The sequence below is a fragment of the Aminobacter sp. NyZ550 genome, assembly GCF_025628925.2.
Lineage (GTDB): Bacteria > Pseudomonadota > Alphaproteobacteria > Rhizobiales > Rhizobiaceae > Aminobacter > Aminobacter ciceronei.
In genome coordinates this window covers 2286386-2304014 of record NZ_CP114190.1, presented here as the reverse complement: position 1 = coordinate 2304014, position 17629 = coordinate 2286386, and the positions used below count along the sequence as shown (strand labels likewise).

General features: G+C 64.9%; 21 protein-coding genes. 15 read left to right on the top strand and 6 right to left on the bottom strand.

Annotated features, from left to right (window positions below; all coding sequences use genetic code 11):
* Positions 1-64: 64 nt before the first annotated feature.
* Complete coding sequence (locus N7E70_RS11355; RefSeq protein ID WP_263006399.1) at positions 65-574, top strand: sigma-70 family RNA polymerase sigma factor; 510 nt, start codon at positions 65-67, stop codon at positions 572-574.
* On the top strand, positions 571-1293 hold the full coding sequence (locus tag N7E70_RS11350) for an anti-sigma factor (RefSeq protein ID WP_263006398.1): 723 nt from the start codon (positions 571-573) through the stop codon (positions 1291-1293). The genes N7E70_RS11355 and N7E70_RS11350 overlap by 4 nt, the downstream gene beginning before the upstream one ends.
* A 98-nt stretch (positions 1294-1391) precedes the next feature.
* Here N7E70_RS11350 and N7E70_RS11345 read toward each other — a convergent pair whose 3' ends face one another.
* Positions 1392-1649 (bottom strand): hypothetical protein, encoded by a 258-nt coding sequence (locus N7E70_RS11345; RefSeq protein ID WP_184766810.1) that lies wholly within the window; start codon positions 1647-1649, stop codon positions 1392-1394.
* A 78-nt stretch (positions 1650-1727) separates the two neighbouring features.
* Here N7E70_RS11345 and hemF point away from each other — a divergent pair, with 78 nt between their 5' ends.
* The 4 genes from hemF (at position 1728) to N7E70_RS11325 (ending at position 5539) form a co-directional block, all read left to right on the top strand.
* Positions 1728-2642, top strand: coding sequence for an oxygen-dependent coproporphyrinogen oxidase (gene hemF, locus N7E70_RS11340; protein ID WP_182573325.1), 915 nt, complete (start codon positions 1728-1730; stop codon positions 2640-2642).
* Between the two features lie 122 nt (positions 2643-2764).
* Positions 2765-4582: a DEAD/DEAH box helicase gene (locus N7E70_RS11335; protein ID WP_263006397.1), complete on the top strand. Its 1818-nt coding sequence runs from the start codon at positions 2765-2767 to the stop codon at positions 4580-4582.
* A 275-nt stretch (positions 4583-4857) separates the two neighbouring features.
* Positions 4858-5118 (top strand): DUF1344 domain-containing protein, encoded by a 261-nt coding sequence (locus tag N7E70_RS11330; RefSeq protein WP_263006396.1) that lies wholly within the window; start codon positions 4858-4860, stop codon positions 5116-5118.
* Between the two features lie 235 nt (positions 5119-5353).
* Positions 5354-5539, top strand: a complete 186-nt coding sequence (locus N7E70_RS11325; RefSeq protein ID WP_067959336.1) for a DUF1059 domain-containing protein — start codon at positions 5354-5356, stop codon at positions 5537-5539.
* A gap of 59 nt (positions 5540-5598) precedes the next feature.
* Here N7E70_RS11325 and N7E70_RS11320 read toward each other — a convergent pair whose 3' ends face one another.
* The 3 genes from N7E70_RS11320 to N7E70_RS11310 are packed head-to-tail and all read right to left on the bottom strand — an operon-like array spanning position 5599 to position 8128.
* The gene (locus tag N7E70_RS11320) at positions 5599-6855 is read right to left on the bottom strand and encodes a CCA tRNA nucleotidyltransferase (RefSeq protein ID WP_263006395.1); all 1257 of its coding nucleotides are present in this window, start codon (positions 6853-6855) and stop codon (positions 5599-5601) included.
* Entirely contained in the window at positions 6852-7484 is a 633-nt protein-coding gene (locus N7E70_RS11315; RefSeq protein WP_263006526.1) for a CoA pyrophosphatase, read from the bottom strand. The genes N7E70_RS11320 and N7E70_RS11315 overlap by 4 nt, the downstream gene beginning before the upstream one ends.
* Positions 7484-8128, bottom strand: a complete 645-nt coding sequence (locus N7E70_RS11310; protein WP_067966250.1) for a DUF1285 domain-containing protein — start codon at positions 8126-8128, stop codon at positions 7484-7486. The genes N7E70_RS11315 and N7E70_RS11310 overlap by 1 nt, the downstream gene beginning before the upstream one ends.
* 317 nt (positions 8129-8445) lie before the next feature.
* On the opposite strand from N7E70_RS11310, the gene N7E70_RS11305 reads away from it, so the two are divergent.
* Genes N7E70_RS11305 through N7E70_RS11290 form a run of 4 tightly spaced genes read left to right on the top strand, consistent with a single transcriptional unit; the run spans position 8446 to position 15269 of the window.
* Entirely contained in the window at positions 8446-9450 is a 1005-nt protein-coding gene (locus N7E70_RS11305; protein WP_182573330.1) for an AAA family ATPase, read from the top strand.
* Positions 9450-10364, top strand: coding sequence for a DUF58 domain-containing protein (locus N7E70_RS11300; RefSeq protein WP_263006394.1), 915 nt, complete (start codon positions 9450-9452; stop codon positions 10362-10364). Before N7E70_RS11305 ends, N7E70_RS11300 begins: the two co-directional genes overlap by 1 nt.
* Complete coding sequence (locus N7E70_RS11295) at positions 10361-13186, top strand: DUF4159 domain-containing protein (RefSeq protein WP_263006393.1); 2826 nt, start codon at positions 10361-10363, stop codon at positions 13184-13186. Before N7E70_RS11300 ends, N7E70_RS11295 begins: the two co-directional genes overlap by 4 nt.
* A 1-nt stretch (position 13187) precedes the next feature.
* A complete protein-coding gene (locus N7E70_RS11290) occupies positions 13188-15269 on the top strand; it encodes a hypothetical protein (protein WP_263006392.1) in 2082 nt (693 codons plus the stop codon).
* Between the two features lie 14 nt (positions 15270-15283).
* Here the strand turns inward: N7E70_RS11290 and N7E70_RS11285 are convergent, their stop codons facing one another.
* Positions 15284-15454, bottom strand: coding sequence for a hypothetical protein (locus N7E70_RS11285; RefSeq protein ID WP_154384744.1), 171 nt, complete (start codon positions 15452-15454; stop codon positions 15284-15286).
* 346 nt (positions 15455-15800) lie between these two features.
* Between N7E70_RS11285 and N7E70_RS11280 the strand changes: the two genes are divergently transcribed.
* The 5 genes from N7E70_RS11280 (at position 15801) to N7E70_RS11260 (ending at position 17086) form a co-directional block, all read left to right on the top strand.
* Entirely contained in the window at positions 15801-16007 is a 207-nt protein-coding gene (locus tag N7E70_RS11280) for a cold-shock protein (RefSeq protein WP_067959320.1), read from the top strand.
* Positions 16008-16138: 131 nt separating this feature from the next.
* On the top strand, positions 16139-16405 hold the full coding sequence (locus tag N7E70_RS11275) for a hypothetical protein (protein WP_263006391.1): 267 nt from the start codon (positions 16139-16141) through the stop codon (positions 16403-16405).
* Positions 16402-16656: a hypothetical protein gene (locus N7E70_RS11270; protein WP_067959314.1), complete on the top strand. Its 255-nt coding sequence runs from the start codon at positions 16402-16404 to the stop codon at positions 16654-16656. Before N7E70_RS11275 ends, N7E70_RS11270 begins: the two co-directional genes overlap by 4 nt.
* Positions 16657-16679: 23 nt before the next feature.
* Positions 16680-16826, top strand: coding sequence for a hypothetical protein (locus tag N7E70_RS11265; protein ID WP_263006530.1), 147 nt, complete (start codon positions 16680-16682; stop codon positions 16824-16826).
* A 29-nt stretch (positions 16827-16855) separates the two neighbouring features.
* Entirely contained in the window at positions 16856-17086 is a 231-nt protein-coding gene (locus N7E70_RS11260) for a hypothetical protein (protein ID WP_263006390.1), read from the top strand.
* Between the two features lie 55 nt (positions 17087-17141).
* Here N7E70_RS11260 and clpS read toward each other — a convergent pair whose 3' ends face one another.
* Entirely contained in the window at positions 17142-17447 is a 306-nt protein-coding gene (clpS, locus tag N7E70_RS11255; protein WP_067959308.1) for an ATP-dependent Clp protease adapter ClpS, read from the bottom strand.
* Positions 17448-17629 lie beyond the last annotated feature (182 nt).

Sequence of the window (17629 nt, the reverse complement as noted above, 5' to 3'; positions counted from 1 at the left end):
CAAACGGGCGAGAAGGGACCGCATGTCGGCTGTCGAACGAAGCGACCAATTCTGTGACGGCCTGATGCTTCGGGTCGCAAGCGGCGACCGCGAGGCGCTCGGCGACCTTTTCGCCAGCGAGGCCGGCAGGCTGATCGCCATCGCCCGCCGCATCCTGCGCCGCAAGGATCTCGCCGAGGAAGCAGTACAGGAAGGCTTCATCGCCGCCTGGAAGCATGCGCCGCGCTTCGACCCGGCGCGCGGCAGTGCCCGCGCCTGGCTGACCACCATCGTCCGCAACCGCGCGCTCAACATGCTGCGTGACGGCCAGCGCCTCCGTCTGACAGGTGACGACATGGCCAGGCACGGCGAAAGCGACAGCAGCGCCGACGCGGCCTTCGAGGCTCTCGACGAGACCGACGCGCTCAAGCATTGCCTGAGCCAGTTGGATGAGGCGCGGCGCAGGTCGATCCTGCTGGCCTATGTGCTGGGCTACACACATGGCGAGATCGCAGCGAAGCTGAACGCGCCGCTGGGCACCGTCAAAGCCTGGATTCGCCGCGGCGTCATCGCCTTGCAGGAGTGCCTGTCATGAGCCGCGACAACGAACGCTTTGCCCACGCCGGCGACTATGTGCTCGGTCTGCTGGATGATGACGCCCGCGCCGAAGCGGAGCGCGATATGGAGCGCGACCCGGAATTTGCCGAGACAGTGCGACGGCTCGCCGAACGCATGTCCAGCCTCGACCACACGGCGAAGCCCGCCGAGGTACCTGCCGGCATGTGGGACGAAATCCTGGGCAAGATTGCAACCCTGCCGCAGGACCACGGCACCTCACCGCCGGCACAAAACGCTGCCAATCAGAACAGCGCGACGCATACGCCCCCCTGGCGCAAACTCGCCCTGGCAGCGTCGCTCGCGGCCGCGTTCGGCCTCGGCTATGCCGGCGGCTTCGTCATGAAGACGGTGCCGGAGCCGGTTGTGCTCGTGGTGCTGCAGACGCCCGACAACACCACGGGAGCGGTGTTCGAGGCCTTTGCCGACAACAGCGTCAAGATCATCCCCCTTGCCGATTTCGAGGTGCCGCAGGACAAGATCATGCAGGTGTGGACGCTCTACGACGCCTCGGTCGGCCCGGTTTCGCTGGGCACGCTGTCCAGCGCCGAGGTGACCACGCTCAAGGGCCAGACGCTGCCTGTGCCCGCGGCCGACCAGCTCTACGAGATCACGCTCGAACCGCGCCCGGGCTCGCCGACCGGGAAGCCGACGGGACCGATCCTGGTCAAGGGATTTGCGAAACGGCCGACTGGTTAGCCAGGGCACCGAAGGGCAGTTTGGAATCTCGCACCAATGGCTTGCAGACGCCAGCTGCGGTTGCGCGGCAGCCCGACTCAGTCTCGGTTTAGAGAAGATCAGTCCGATGTCGGCAGGCGGCGGATGGTGAACTCGATGACGTCGCCGGGGCGCTCGAACCAGCTTTCGATCTCGGTCCAGTAAGCCTGCTTCGGCCAGCGCGAGAACCACTCCTGCGCCTTGAGCCGTGCGTCGTTGCGCGGCAACACGAAGGTCTCGCGCAGGAACCCGTCGCGCGGCCTGCGCTCACGTTCGGCCCGGCTGCGCTGGAGCCTCTTGGCGAGATCCTCCAGCGGCGGTCTGGTCGGTGTGCCCATAAAGAACTCCTTGACCCTTGCGAGAAGGAGATTAGGGATCGCGCCGGACAATTACGAGTCATTTGTGCGGAGCCTAAATTGCAGCGTCCTGAAATCCCGGCGGGACTGCCGGCCGACATCGAAGACAGGAAGGCGCGCGCGCGCGCCTGGTTCGAGGAGTTGCGCGACCGCATATGCCTCGCCTTCGAGGCGCTGGAGGATGAGGTCGAGGGACCGCTGGCGTCATGGGCACCGGGCCGTTTCGAGCGCACGCCCTGGCAGCGCGACGACGGCAAGGGCGGCGGCGGCATCATGTCGATGATGCATGGCCGCGTCTTCGAGAAGGTCGGCGTGCACACCTCGACCGTGCATGGCGAGTTCTCGCCGGAATTCCGCAAGCAGATGCCGGGCGCCGAAGAAGACCCGCGCTTCTGGGCCTCGGGCATCTCGCTGATTGCCCACCCGCAGAACCCGAACGTACCCGCCGTGCACATGAACACACGCATGGTGGTGACCTCGCGCTGGTGGTTCGGCGGCGGTGCCGATCTCACGCCGGTGCTCGACCGCCGCCGCACGCAGGACGACGCCGATACCGTCGCCTTCCACAAGGCGATGCAGTTTGCCTGCTCCAAGCACGCCGGTGTTGCCGACCACCAGAAATACAAGGATTGGTGCGACGAGTACTTCTTCCTGCCGCATCGCAACGAGCCGCGCGGCACCGGCGGAATCTTCTTCGACTGGCAGCATTCGCCTGAGGAGAAGGGCGGCTGGGACGCAGACTTCCGCTTCGTCCAGGACGTCGGCCGCGCCTTCCTCGTCACCTACCAGCATTTGGTGCGGCAGAACTTCAACACCAACTGGACCGACGGCGACCGCGACGAACAGCTGGTGCGCCGCGGCCGCTATGTCGAGTTCAACCTGCTGTATGACCGCGGCACGATCTTCGGCCTGAAGACCGGCGGCAACATCGCCTCGATCCTGTCGAGCATGCCACCTGAGGTCAGGTGGCCCTGAGCCGGACGCATGGCTGCCCTGCCCGCCGTCGCATTGACGTGCGGGCAGCAAAGCTTTAGAGAGCGCGCTTTCCTTGGCCCTCGTCCTTTGGTGACGGGCCTTGCTCTCATTGGAAGATTTTCGTGACGATTTTCGACAACATGGTTCCGGCGCTGGCCGGAGCGCTCGCCGCGCGTGGCTACGAAACGCTGACCCCGGTGCAAACCTCGGTGCTGGCTCCCGAGGCCAGCGGCGTCGACCTCCTGGTCTCGGCCCAGACCGGCTCGGGCAAGACGGTGGCCTTCGGCATAGCCATCGCGCCGACCCTGCTTGACGGCCGCGAGCGCTTCACGCCGGGCGCAGCACCTTCGGCAGTGATCATCGCGCCGACGCGCGAGCTCGCCATTCAGGTGCGCCGCGAGTTCGAATGGCTCTATGCCGCGACCGGCGCCCGCATCGCCTCCTGCGTCGGCGGCATGGACATGCGCAAGGAACGCCGCGCACTCGACGAAGGCGCCGACATCGTCGTCGGCACGCCGGGCCGCCTGCGCGACCACATCACCCGCGGTTCCCTGGACATTTCCGGTCTGCGCGCCGTGGTTCTCGACGAAGCCGACGAGATGCTCGACCTCGGCTTCCGCGAAGACTTGGAGTTCATCCTGGCGGCAGCACCGCAGGAACGCCGCACGCTTCTGTTCTCGGCAACAGTGCCGCCGCAGATCGCCCAGATGGCCAAGCGCTTCCAGCGCAACGCGCTGCGCATCACCGCAGCAGGCGAAAGCCGCCAGCACGACGACATCGAATACCGCTCCGTGCTGGTCGCTCCGTCCGAGCGCGAGAACGCCATCATCAACACGCTGCTTTACTTCGATGCCCAGAGCACAATGGTGTTCTGCGCGACGCGCGAAGCGGTCAAGCACTTCTCGGCGCGCCTTGCCAATCGCGGCTTCGCCGTTGTGGCGCTGTCGGGCGAGCTGAGCCAGGCCGAACGCAACAACGCGCTGCAGGCAATGCGAGACGGCCGCGCCCGCGTCTGCGTGGCGACCGACGTCGCCGCCCGCGGCATCGACCTGCCGAACCTCGACCTCGTCATCCACGCCGACCTGCCGACCAACCCTGATACGTTGTTGCACCGCTCGGGCCGTACCGGCCGTGCCGGTCGCAAGGGCGTGTGCGTGCTGATCGTGCCGTTCCACCGTCGTGGCAGCGCTGCCCGCCTGCTCAAGCTGGCAAAGCTCGAGGCAACGACGCAGGCAGCACCCGGCCCGGCAGAGATCGATGCCCGCAACCGCGAGCGCATGCTGGCGGAACTCACCGACATCGAGGCTGCCGCCGAGGACGAGGCAACGCAGGTCGCCGAAATCCTCGCCGCCCACTCGCCTGAGACGATCGCGCTGGCCTGGCTGCGACAGCAGATGGCCTCGCGTCCCGCCGCCGAAGAGCTCTCGGACCGCCCTGTGCCAGTGTTCGACGCCGCCAAGGCGGAACGTCCCGACAACCGCTTCGAAAGCGGCGTCTGGTTCGCCGTCTCGGTCGGCCGCAAGCACCGCGCCGAACCACGCTGGCTGTTGCCGCTGATCTGCAAGGCAGGCCGCGTCACCAAGCGCGAGATCGGCTCGATCCGCATCTTCGAGAACGATTCGCATTTCGAGATCATCTCCGAGCGTGCCGACGCCTTTGCTGCGGCCGTCGAGGAACAAGGCACCGGCGAAAAGGGCGTGACCATCACCCGTACTGGTGCCGCGCCTGCATCCGACCACGGCGCCAAGCCGAAGAAGCAGCACCGCAAGGGCCAATACGATCCCGCCGACAAGCCACCCTTCAAGAAGAAGGCTTTTGAAAAGAAGCCTTACGAGAAGAAGCCGTTCGAAAAGCGTGCGGGTGACAAGCCGGCCTACGACAAACCGGCGGGTGCTGGCGCGGCCAAGAAGTACAAGCCGAAGAAGAGGTTCGTCGAGTAATCGCCAAGCTCTCACGGGGTCTCACTTTTTCGTAAAGTGCGCAGTTGCCACATTCGGCGCCACAAACAGAGATTTGGGCGCCGAATGTGGCTAAGTCACCGTTTGAAAATATGTTTTTCGTCTAATATGCCCCTGGCAAAGCACGGCTATTTCTATCGCCGGGGCCGGGAAACGCCGGCGGCTCGATCTCTTGGGCCGCGACGCGACGTGACTGGACGGCCCTTCATAAGGCGGGTCGGTCCATTCGGGCGCCCGCATTCGTCGGAGAGCATGCCATGCGCAAGCTTCTTGTTCCGGCAGCCGCAGCTGCCATTTTTGCAACCGCTGCCGTATCCTTCGCCGCCGTCCAGCATACGGATGGGACGATCAAGACCTTCGACGCCAAGGCGATGAGCCTGACGCTCGCCGACGGCACATCCTTCTTGCTGTCGAAGAAGTTCAAGGATCCCGGCCTGAAGGCAGGCGAAACGGTTTCGATCACCTGGGACATGAGCGGCACAAACAAGGTGGCTGAGTCCGTCAAGATCGTGAAGTAGCGCCCAAGCCGCGCGCTGCAAAAAAGGGCGGAACACGAGGTTCCGCCCTTTTCATTGCGAGCCGGCGGAATCATTTTTTCAACCTGCAGCGTCAACGCACTGACAAAGCGGGATTTTTCCACGAATGCTCGGGCGGACCAACTCAAACTGTCGACTGGCCCACCACCAAGCGCAACCAATCGCCCGATTGCGTGTTATAGTGCACCCCCGAAACGGACGAGGAAGGAGACATCCGATGAAGGAATTTCAGTGCGGGTCGCTTGTCCCCGGCTGCCAGTGGCACACCCGCCACGAGGACGAAGCTGAAATCATTCGCCGCGTGGCCGAGCATATGCGCGAGACCCATGGCGAAACCATCATCCGCGAGACGATGATAGAAGCCATTCGCTCGCGCATCGAGAAGGTCCGCAACGCGGCCTGACCTCTGAATCTCACGCATAGTGCCTTCCGAAAATCGACACCAATTTTCGGGCCTATGCGCTAGACTTTCAGCATCTTGGCGGCGCGCTCGAGCAGCGCGTCGCGGTCCAGCACAAAGCCGCTGTCGACCCACTCTCCTTCCAATGCCTTGAGCAACGAACCGAGTGCCGCGCCCTCGACGCCAAGCGCAGCAAGATCGCCGCCGCGCAAGGGAACGTCGGGCTTTTGCCATGTGCCGATGAAGGACACCAGGCGGAAATAGCCGCCGGCTTCGATCAGCGCCTTGTCGTCCTGCTCGGCGCGACCGCGCGCTGAGGCGAGATCGAGGCGCAGGCGATCGGCGATGGCGTCGACATTGCCGCGATAGAGCCGCTTGGCCAGTTCGCCCTCGGTAACGGTTGGCTCAACCTTGGCGGTTGCCGCCCACTGGACCAGCCTGTCGGTTTCGACATTGGCAAGCCTCAGCCGGTCGCCAAGGGTTTTCATGCGCGCCGCATCCGGTGGCACGATCGATTCGAGCCGCAGCAGCGGGTCGGCTTTCCAGCCGAGATCGTTCTCTGCGCGGACCAGCGCGTGGATGGCATCGATGCCCCATTTTTCGCTCTCGGGCAGAGCGGCGGTCAGCACGCCGGCCTGGCGCATCCACAACATGGCACGCGACGGATCGGGCGCGCCGAGCAGCCGCTTGAGCTCCGACCAGACGCGTTCGGCGGACAGCCGCGCGATGCCGTCCTTGAGCCGGGCGCAGGCCTTCAGCCCTTCGGCATCGGGACGGCCTTTGCCGTACCAGGCGAAGAAGCGGAAAAAGCGCAGGATGCGCAGATAGTCCTCGCGAATGCGGGTCTCGGCGTCGCCGATGAAGCGCAACGTCCGGCTGTCGAGATCGGTCAGCCCGCCGACAAGGTCGATCACGCTGCCGTCGGCACTGGCATAGAGCGCGTTGATGGTGAAATCGCGTCGTTCGGCGTCAGCCGTCCAGTCGCTGCCGAAGACGACCTTGGCGCGGCGACCGTCGGTCTCGACGTCGGCGCGCAAGGTGGTGACCTCAAATGGCTTGCCGCCAGCAACAACGGTGATGGTGCCATGCTCGGCGCCGGTGGGTGCGGTCCTGAAGCCGGCCGCTTCGGCGCGGCGGACGGTCTCGTCAGGCAGATTTGACGTGGCGATGTCGACATCTGCGACGGGCTCGCCGAGCAGCGTATTGCGCACGGCACCGCCGGCGATGCGCGCCTCGCCGCCGTCGGCGTTCAGCACTGCGAGCAGTTTCTGCAGCTGCGGGTCGCTCAGCCAGGAGGCGTCGGCGATAGTTGCGCTCATGTGTAGAGCCTTTCATAGAGCGCGCGGATGATGCCGGCGGTGACGCCCCAGATGTAACGCTTTTCATAGGGCATGGCATAGAAGAAGCGCTCCTGGTCCTGCCAGGTGCGGCTGGCGCGGCCATGATTGGCCGGATCCATCAAAAAGCCGAGCGGCACCTCGAAGACGTCGTCCACTTCACCCTCGTTGACTGTCAGGCGGAAGCCGGGACGCACGATGCCAAGCACCGGCGCGATGCGGTAACCGCTGCCGGTGACATAATCCGGCAAGCGCCCGATGATTTCGATGTAGTCGGAGGTTATGCCGATCTCCTCGACTGTTTCCCGCAGCGCCGCCGCCTCGGGCGAGACGTCAGTCGGGTCGATGCGTCCGCCGGGAAAGGCGATCTGGCCGGAATGGCTCTTCAGCTTTTCGGCACGCTTCGTGAGGATGACCGTCGAGGCATCGCCGTGATCCACCACGGGGATCAGCACCGCGGCATCGCGCAGCCGGTCGTGCACGAACAGTTCGCGCATGTCCGGGTTCAGCACGTGGTCGCCATAGTCGGCAACCGCATCGTTGAGATGCTCCTGTGCGGCGCGCTGGCGGAAATCCTGCGCCGAATAATGCGCTGTCAGGGCATGAACCATCACGCGCTCAGCCGCTCCAGCTTGTCCCAGGGCATTATGGGGTAGACCTCACCCTTCGAACGCACGGCAAACATGTCCTTACCTGATATGTCGATGCGCTCGCCAACTTCGGCGAGTTCGTACATCACCGGACGCGCCACCAGCGCCTCGAGGCGCCCGCGGACCAGCAGGTATGGCTTGAGGCCGCCTGTCTCCGGCTCGTCGACAAAGCGCAGCGGATGCTCCGGGCCAACTTCGACGACATCGCCGACATTGGTGCGAAAGGTCAGGATCTGGTCAGCGCCCTCGCCCGTCACATTCATCTCGACAGCAACGAAATGCGCGTCGACGACGCGGATTCCGACCCGTTCCACCGGGGTGACTAGGTAGGTCTTGCCGTCCTCGTCCTTACGCAGGACGGTCGAGAACAGCTGTACCAGCGGCATGCGGCCGATCGGCGTGCCCAAATAGAACCAGGTCCCGTCGGGCTTGATTTCCATGTCGAGATCGCCGCAAAAATCAGGATTCCAGCGCTCGACCGGCGGCAGGCCCTTGCCGGCGCGGGCGGCACGCGAAATCAGCGCCTCGAGGCCGGCGGTGTCGCCGGCGCGGGTCAGGCCAAGGTCAGTTGCCGCCTCGCGGCTATGGTCAAGGTCGCCAGTCATGGTCACGAAATAGTCACTGTTGTTGCGCTTGTCAGCATAGGCAAGTGATTTAAGTTCAATGCCATGACCTCGCAAAGGTGCGGGCATGGAGATCGCGACGCCCGGGATCGTTTGACCTCTGGGGATTGGGCGGCAGGCACGACGTCCACACGGACGACGCACCGGACCAAGAGGCAAATAATCCTTGTAGATTGACGAAGCGGCCCCCTGTTCTGATGGACGAGAGAGGCACGCTGTAGCATTTTGAGTGAGCGCATCGGCAGTCCGGGAATCGGTTTTGATTTCAGGCGCCGCGCCAGAAGAAGGATCCGGCCCGCATGAGCGTGATGATCAAGGAAACGGCGATGAGCGAGAGCGAGATGATCGCCGCAGCCGAACGTGCGCTTGCCGACATCGCCAAGATCCGCGCTGGCGTCGGCCGCGTCATCTTCGGCCAGGAAAGCGTCGTTGAACGCACTCTGGTGGCGCTTTTGGCCGGCGGCCATGCGCTGCTTGTCGGCGTGCCCGGCCTTGCCAAGACCAAGTTGGTCGAGACGCTCGGCATCGTGCTCGGCCTCGACTCGCGCCGCATCCAGTTCACGCCCGACCTGATGCCATCTGACATCCTCGGCTCCGAGGTGATGGAGCAGGACGACCAGGGCAAACGCTCCTTCCGCTTCATATCAGGGCCGATCTTTGCGCAATTGCTGATGGCCGACGAGATCAACCGCGCCAGCCCACGCACCCAGTCAGCACTGCTGCAGGCGATGCAGGAGTACCACGTGACGGTCGCCGGCGAGCGCCACGACCTACCTGCCCCTTTCCATGTGCTGGCAACCCAGAATCCGCTCGAGCAGGAAGGCACCTATCCGCTGCCGGAAGCCCAGCTCGACCGGTTCCTGATGCAGGTCGACATCCTTTATCCCGAGCTCGAAGCCGAGCGACGCATCCTGCTGGAAACCACCGGCATCGAAGACGCCAGGGCGCAGAATGTGCTCGATCCCGAACGCCTGAAGGACATCCAGTTGCTGATCCGGCGCATGCCGGTGCCCGAAACCGTGGTCGAGGCGATCCTCAAGCTGGTGCGTTCGGCGCGCCCCGGCCAGGGCCATGCCGAGACTGACAAACACGTCTCCTGGGGGCCCGGTCCGCGCGCCAGCCAGGCGCTGACACTGTGTGCCAGGGCGCGTGCCCTCTATGACGGGCGGCTTGCGCCGTCGATCGACGACATCCGCGCGCTGGCGGAGCCGGTGCTGCAGCACCGCATGGCGCTGACCTTCGCCGCCCGCGCCGAAGGCATGACGGTCCGCGACGTGGTGGCGCGGCTGGTCAAGGACATCTGATGGCGCGCATCGGCGAGGCATCGGCACCGGTTGCGACCAGCGATGCGCTTGCCCGTGGCAGGTTGCGCGCCTCGCTGGTGCCTGACCTGCTGGTCGAGGCCCGCCGCATCGTCAACACTGTCATCGCCGGTTGGCATGGCCGCAAGAAGCGCGGAATAGGCGAGAATTTCTGGCAGTTCCGACCCTATGTGCAGGGCGAGGCGATGGCGCGCGTCGACTGGCGGCGCTCGGCCCGCGACGACCACACCTATGTGCGCGACCGCGAATGGGAAGCGGCCCACACGGTCTGGCTGTGGGCAGACCTGTCGCCGTCGATGCTGTACAAGTCGAAGACGGCGACCGTGTCGAAGGAATCACGCGCACTGGTGCTGGTCTTTGCGCTGGCCGAGCTTCTGTCACGCAGCGGCGAGCGCATAGCATGGCCGGGACTGACCGACCCGTTCAGCGCCCGCAACGGCGCCGAGCGGCTGGCCTCGCATCTGGCGCAAGCCGTTTCACTGCCGGCGAAACCTGATCTGTCCAGCATCCGTCGCTTCTCCGACATCGTCATCATCGGTGACTTCCTCGATCCGGTCGAAGAGACGATGGCCTGGCTCGATACGTTGGCCCACCATGGCGCCCGCGCCCATCTGATCGAGGTCGCCGATCCTGCAGAAGAGAGTTTCCCCTATGCCGGCCGCACCGAATTCACCGACCCCGAGACGGGCGAAAAGCTGACCGCCGGCCGCGCCGAGCAATTGTCGGACGCCTATCGCAATCTCTACGGCGCGCGCCGCGAGGAACTGGCCGCCTGGTGCAAGCGGCTCGGCTGGAGCTACACGGTCAACCATACAGACCGCCTCGCCTCCGAGGCGCTGGTGCGCGTTCATATGGCGTTGACCTCGGAAGGCCACGGACCGGGAGGGCGCCGATGAGCTGGCTGCCGCTGTCGTTCGGATTTCCAGCCGTGCTGTGGGGGCTGCTCGCCCTGCCCGTCATCTGGTGGCTGCTCAGGCTGACGCCGCCCAAGCCGCAGGCCGAAATCTTCCCGCCGCTGAAGATTTTGGCGCGGGTGTTCAAGAAGGAAGAGACCCCACATCAAAGCCCGTGGTGGCTCACCCTGCTACGCTTGCTGATGGCGGGACTGGTGGTGCTGGCGTTGGCCGAGCCGGTGTTCAATCCGCGCGAGAAACTGCCGACGGGCGGAGCTGCGCTGGCACTTGTGGTCGACAATGGCTGGGCGAGCGCACCGGACTGGAAACGCCGCGTTGCCACGGCCGAACGGCTTATCGCCGATGCCGGTGCATCAGGACAGCCGGTCGTGCTGGCCTTCACCGCCGAAAAGCCCAATGCCGAGATCGGTCCGTTCGATGCGCAGGCAGCACTCGATCGCCTGCGCGCCGCCGAACCGCGGCCGGTGCCGACCGACAGAGGCCCCGTTTACGCACGCGTCGCCACCGTTCTGGCAACTTTGCCCGGCACGAGCATAGCCATTCTCGACGACGGGCTGGCGGGTGCAGGCGACGAGCAAGCGTTTTCGACGCTGCTGGGCCAGAACCCAGCCAATGTGCTGTGGGCCTCGCCCGAACGGCTCGACGCCAAGGGCCTGACATCAGCCGAAAACGAAATGGACGGCTTTGCGCTGACCGCCATCCGCGCGCCGGGCGACCCCGCTCCGGGGGCCGTGACGGCAGGTGCCTTCGACGACAAGGGCCGCCGCATCGCCGACGCCACGCTGGCCTTCGCGCCGGGCGAGACGGTGGCAAGCGGCACGATGACCGTGCCTTTCGAACTGCGCAACGATTTTGCCTCGATCGCGCTCGACGGCCAGGGCCAGGCAGGCGCCGTGCGGGTGCTCGACGACAGCTCCAAACGCCGCCGTGTCGGCCTGCTGTCGCAGTCGGACGCCGACGACTCGCAGCCGCTGCTGGCGCCGCTCTATTACATTCGCCGCGCGCTCGAACCCTTTGCTGACCTGAGCGAGCCGACGAGTTCGGATCTCGCCGAGGCGATCCCGCAAATGCTGGAGCAGAAGCCGGCAATGATTGTCATGGCCGACGTCGGCACCATCCCGCCGCAGGCGCGCGAAAAATTGCTGACCTGGCTCAAGGAGGGCGGCACGCTGGTGCGTTTCGCCGGCTCCCGCCTCGCCGCGGCCGGCAATGACGAGGAATTGCTGCCGGTGCGGCTCAGGCTCGGCGAACGTTCGCTCGGCGGCGCCCTGTCATGGACGGCACCGCAACCGGTCAGCGACTTCCCCAACGCCGGCCCGTTTGCCGACCTGTCGCCGCCCAACGAGGTGACTGTGAGCAAGCAGGTGTTGGCCGAGCCGACGCCTGACCTTGCTGCCAGCACCTGGGCCAATCTCGCCGACGGCACGCCGCTGGTGACGGGCGCCCGGCGCGGCAAGGGCACGCTGGTGCTGTTCCACATCGCGCCGCAGGCGACATGGTCGAACCTGCCGATCTCGGGCAGCTTCGTCGAGATGCTGCGCCGGATCGTGCAGCTGTCGCGTAACCAGGGCACGGCAACCACAGGCATCGAGGGCAAGCCGGCATCGCTGGCACCGTACCGGATGATTTCGGCGGACGGCCGCATTGTGCCGCCGACGCCGGATGCCCGGCCGCTGCTGGCAGGTGCCGGCGCCCTGCCCGTCACGCTCGAAAACCCACCCGGCCTCTATGGCAGCGAAGAAGGTGTGCTCGCCCACAATCTGCTGAAAACCGACAGCACGCTGTCGCCGCTGGTGCGACCGCAGCTTTCTGCGCCGGTGACCGAAATACGTTACGCTTTCGACGAATCGCGCGACCTGAAAGGCTCGCTTGTGGCAGCAGCTCTGGCATTGATGGCGCTCGACACGCTCGCTGTGCTTTGGATGGGCGGCACGTTCTCGCGCCGTGGCGCGAGACGCGGGCGAACGGCCGGCACGGCCGCGGCAGTATTGCTTTGCCTCGGCGCACTGATGGCGCAGCCGGATCTGGCGCATGCCGACGACGCCAAGCCAGGCGACGTCGAGGCCGTCGAGGCTATCTCGAAGACCCGCGTCGCCTATGTTCTGACCGGCGAATCCGCGGTCGATGCCATAAGCCGTGCCGGCATCGCCGGGCTGACAAAATTCCTGATCGAGAAGACCGCGCTCGAACCGGGCGAGCCGGCCGGCGTCGACATCGCCAAGGACGAACTTGCCTTCTACCCGTTGATCTACTGGCCGATCGACCCGGCCGCCGCGATGCCGAGCGAAGCGGCGATCGCCCGCGTTGACGCCTACATGAAGCAGGGCGGCACCGTGCTTTTCGATACCCGCGACCAGTTCGCCAATGGCATTGGCGCCGATGCAGCGAGCCCGGCGACCGTGCGGCTGCGCGATATCCTTTCCAGCCTCAACGTGCCCCCACTGGAGCCGGTGCCGGCCGATCATGTGCTGACCAAGGCGTTCTTCATCCTTCCGGACTTCCCCGGCCGTTTCAACGGCAGCCCGCTGTGGGTCGAGGCGTCGCTTGAGGCATCGAACGCGGAGGGCCGGCCGGTGCGCACAGGTGACGGCGTGACCCCGATCATGATCACCGCCAACGATTTCGCCGGCGCCTGGGCCATCGACGAAAACGGCGACCCGATGCTGCCAACGGTGCCTTCGGACCCGATGCAGCGCGTCTATGCGCTACGCGCCGGCGTCAACATCATGATGTACATGCTGACCGGCAACTACAAATCCGACCAGGTGCACGTACCTGTCCTGCTCGAACGGCTGGGGCAATAGCATGAACTGGTCCGTCGCCTTCGAGCCCCTGCTGTCGTGGCCACTTCTGGCGGCGCTGCTCGTGCCGCTCGCCCTGCTCGCTTTTGTCGGCCTTTGGTTCCGCCAGCGCGGCGCCTGGCTGCGACTGGTTGCGCTCGGCGCGCTCGGGTTGGCACTGGCAAACCCTGTGATCCTCGACGAAGAGCGCGAGCCGCTGAAGAGCGTGGTCGCGATCATCGTCGACCGCAGCCAGAGCCAGGACATCGGCGACCGTACCGCCCAGACCAATGCAGCGGTCGAAGGCCTCAAGGAACGGCTGGCGCGCTTCAGGCAGTTCGAGGTGCGTGTCGTCGAGGCCGGCCGTTCCGAGGCCGCCGACGACCGCACCGAAACGCGGCTGTTTGCGGCACTCGAAGGTGCATTCCGCGATGTTCCGCCGTCGCGTATCGGCGGCGCCGTGATGGTCACCGACGGCCAGGTGCATGACGTGCCCGGCGCCCCAGCGATCAGCGCACCGCTGCACGCACTCATCACCGGCGAGGAGAATGAGCGCGACCGCCGCATCCGCTTCGAGAGCGCTCCCCGCTTTGGCATCGTCGGCAAGCCGCTCGACATGACATATCGCGTGATCGACACCGGAGGCGAGGCCGGGTCGGTCGACGTGCGCGTGTCGATCAACGGTAACCAGGTGTCGGTGCAGCGCGCCTTTGTCGGCCAGGAAATGCCGCTGCAGATCACCGTGCCCTCGGCCGGGCGCAACATCGTCGAACTGTCGATCGACCGGGTTCCGGGCGAGCTGACCGACACCAACAATCGCGCCATAGCCCTCGTCGACGGCATCCGCGAGAACCTGCGCGTACTTCTGGTCTCGGGCGAACCGCATGCCGGCGAGCGTACCTGGCGCAACCTCTTGAAGTCCGACGCCTCGGTCGACCTCGTGCATTTCACCATTCTGCGGCCGCCTGAAAAGCAGGACGGCACGCCGATAAACGAACTGTCGCTGATCGCCTTTCCGACGCGCGAGCTGTTCGTCGAGCGCATCAACGACTTCGACCTGATCATCTTCGACCGCTACCAGCACCGCGACGTGCTGCCGATCCTCTATTACGACTACATTGCCGAATATGTCGAAAAGGGCGGCGCGCTGCTGATCGCCGCCGGCCCCGAATATGCCGGCGAGCAGTCGATCGCCAACACACCGCTGATCTCCGCCCTGCCCGCCATGCCCAATGGCGACGTTGTCGAGAAAGCCTTCTATCCGCGCCTGACCGAACTCGGTCAGCGCCACCCGGTGACGCGCGGCCTCGAGGGTTCGGCGCAGGAGCCGCCGCGCTGGAGCCGCTGGTTCCGCCAGATCGGCATTGAACAGCCGGAGGGCGAAGTGGTGATGAAGGGTGCCGATGACAGGCCCCTGCTCCTGCTCGACCGCAAGGGCGAAGGCCGGGTCGGCATGTTCCTGTCCGACCAGGGCTGGCTGTGGGCACGCGGCTTCGAGGGTGGCGGCCCGCATGTCTCGCTCTACCGCCGCATCGCGCACTGGCTGATGAAGGAGCCCGAGCTCGAGGAAGAGCGCCTGACCGCAGACGGTCGTGGCATGGTGCTCGATATCCGCCGCCAGACGATGCGCGACGAAGCTGGTCCTGCCCGCGTCATCACGCCGTCCGGCAAGACGCTCGACGTCCAGCTCGCCAAGAGCGACCCCGGCATCTTCACCGGCAGCGTCGAGGTCGGCGAGATCGGCCTCTACCAGGTCGGCAATGGCGACCTGACCGCGCTTGCCCATGTCGGGCCGGTCAACGCGCCCGAATTCGCCGACGTGGTCTCGACCGAAAACGTGCTGCGCCCAGCCGCCGAGGCAACCGGCGGCGACGTGCGCCGCCTCGCCGCGACCGGCATCTCGGCCCTGTCCAACGGCATCTCGCTGCCAAGCATCGTACCGGTGCGCGGCAACGCCGAAGCCTCCGGCCGCGACTGGCTCGGCTTCCGCACCACCGACGACAGCGTGCTGAAGTCAGTGTCGCGTGTGCCGCTGTTCGGCGGTTTCCTCGGCCTTGGCTTGCTGCTGCTGGCGCTTGGCGGAATGTGGTACCGCGAGGGCCGGTAGCCCCTCGAAATAAATCAGCGCAGGCGATTGTCTTCCATCATTTGCAGCTCGCGACGTCGCGAGCCGTCGCTGTCGGCGAGCCGCAGACGCGCGATTTCGTCCTTGCGCGCGGTCAGCTTGACCAGCTTGGCCGGCGGCGCGGAAACGTTGACGACTGAGGTTTTCGGCCTTCTCGTGAACATCATGGCTTTGTCCTCGCATGGGGGAAATGCAGTCCGCCGCGAAGGACCAGACGGTCCTGCGGGAAAGCAACTGCCAATTGTCTGCTAGTGCTGAGACGGTATCAGCATTCCACGACCGCAGCTAGACGGACACGATCCGAAATAAATTTTGAAATAGAACCCAGCATGCAAAAAAACACCTTACATAAACCGCAATTAAGGTTTAGAAGTAACCAATCGTTTTTTGGGCCAGCTTGGCTATCGCGGCGTCAGAGGTTCTCGACCCGCCAAACTCTTTCCAAATCGTCGATCTATTGATGTGCGGCAATACTTGCCGCGCGACGACTTTTCTCATTCGAAAGATACTCACATGAACACTGGGACCGTGAAGTTCTACAATGGCCAGAAGGGCTTTGGCTTCATCGAGCAGGCCGGCGGCGGCAAGGACGTTTTTGTCCATGTCAGCGCGCTCGAGCGCGCCGGCTTTTCCGGCCTGGCCGAAGGCCAGAAGCTGAATTTCGAGCTGGAGCGCGACAACAAGGGCCGCGAGTCGGCCACCAATCTTCAGCTGCTCTGATTTCATTTGGCCCGGATCGATGGACGCTGACCACGGATGTACTGGCAGCACCCATCCGGTCCGACCCAGGCACGCTTGAGGCGGCGAAAGCGGGGCATTGCTCCGCTTTTCGTTCATTTCGGGAGACATCGATGACCGGGCGCACCAAACGTTCAACCGTCCATTTCGACAGGCCGTTCCCCTTGCGCGGGATCGAGGAGATCCAGCCGGCAGGCGACTACGACATCGACCAGGACGAAGAGCTGATCGACGGCATCTCGTGGATCGCTTACCGCCGCGTCGCCACCTACATTCACCTGCCCGCGCGATCATCCAATCTGCTGACCAGCCAGGTTCTCGCCATCGACTATGCCGAACTCGAAGCCGCGCTGCGGCAGGATCAGGAAAAGGCCGCATGATCAGGTTCACAAAAGGACCGGCTTCAGCCCCGCGTGTGGAAAAGCCGTCGCATCGCTTCACCGTCGGCCAGATGGTGCGGATCAAGAGCCGGATCGGCATCGCGGTGAAGGACGCAGAGACCTTCCACGTCAAGGCGACGCTGCCGGCCAAGGACGGCTCGCCGCAATACCGCATCCGCAGTGACGGCGAAAACCACGAGCGGGTCACCACGGAAGACAATCTCGAGGGCGTCGAAGCGGTAGCCGAATAGGTTCGCTTCGCAACAGGAAGGGCATGACCATGGCCAAGGGCCAACAACGCAGCAACCGCGAAACCAGAAAGCCCAAGAAGGAGAAGGTCGAAGTCAAAGCCGCGTCCACCTTCGGTTCGCAGGTCAAGCAGGCAGAGACAACATCCTACAAAGGCAAGCCGAAAGGCTGACCTGTTCGCGAAGGCGGCTGGAGGCAGATGTGAATTTCGTCATCGAATTCTATCGCCTGCGCAAGGAAGACGGCGCGCACGCGACGCTCGACCGCATTTCCCTCGAAGCGCCGGATATCGACGCGGCCGTCGATGTCGCCAGCTCGCTTTTCCATACGCTCACAATGCCGCAGGTGCCTGACCAGGTCCGCATCTGCGACTGGGGCGGACACGAACTCTATGTCGGCCCGGCCTCGGGTACGGGACCGGCAGCATTGTAGCGGATTGGCGGCAGCCTGCCTGCGGGCATCTTGCCCTCTGCTGCGCGGACGCTCCTCACTCCTCCGGTTCTGTCGTGAACTGCAGCGGATAGCCCTTGGCCTTGCCGGCTTCCGTCGCCCGCGTCGCCTTGGTCTCGGCGACATCCCGGGTAAACACCGCAACGACGCAGACACCACGCTGGTGTGCGGTGATCATCACCCGGTAGGCCTGGTCTTCCGACATGTGAAATTCGCCCTTCAGCACCGTGACGACGAAGTCGCGCGGCGTGAAGTCGTCATTGACGAGAATGACCTTGTGCAGCTTCGGCCGCTCGGTCTTGGGACGGAGTTTGGTGCGTGGAGCCGTGGTGGTTTCGGGCATGGCAATCGCGCCTCGTGCTCACCTCGCCATAGTATGGGGTTGATCGCAGCGCGCCGCAACGGTTTCGGAACCCGGCCCTCTATCCGACCTTTATGCGTTGGAGGACGCCTGCAAGAAATTTTGGCCGGCATTGTAGGATCGGCCGGCAGCCATTCGTCCTTGCAACGTCACAACACGAGGAG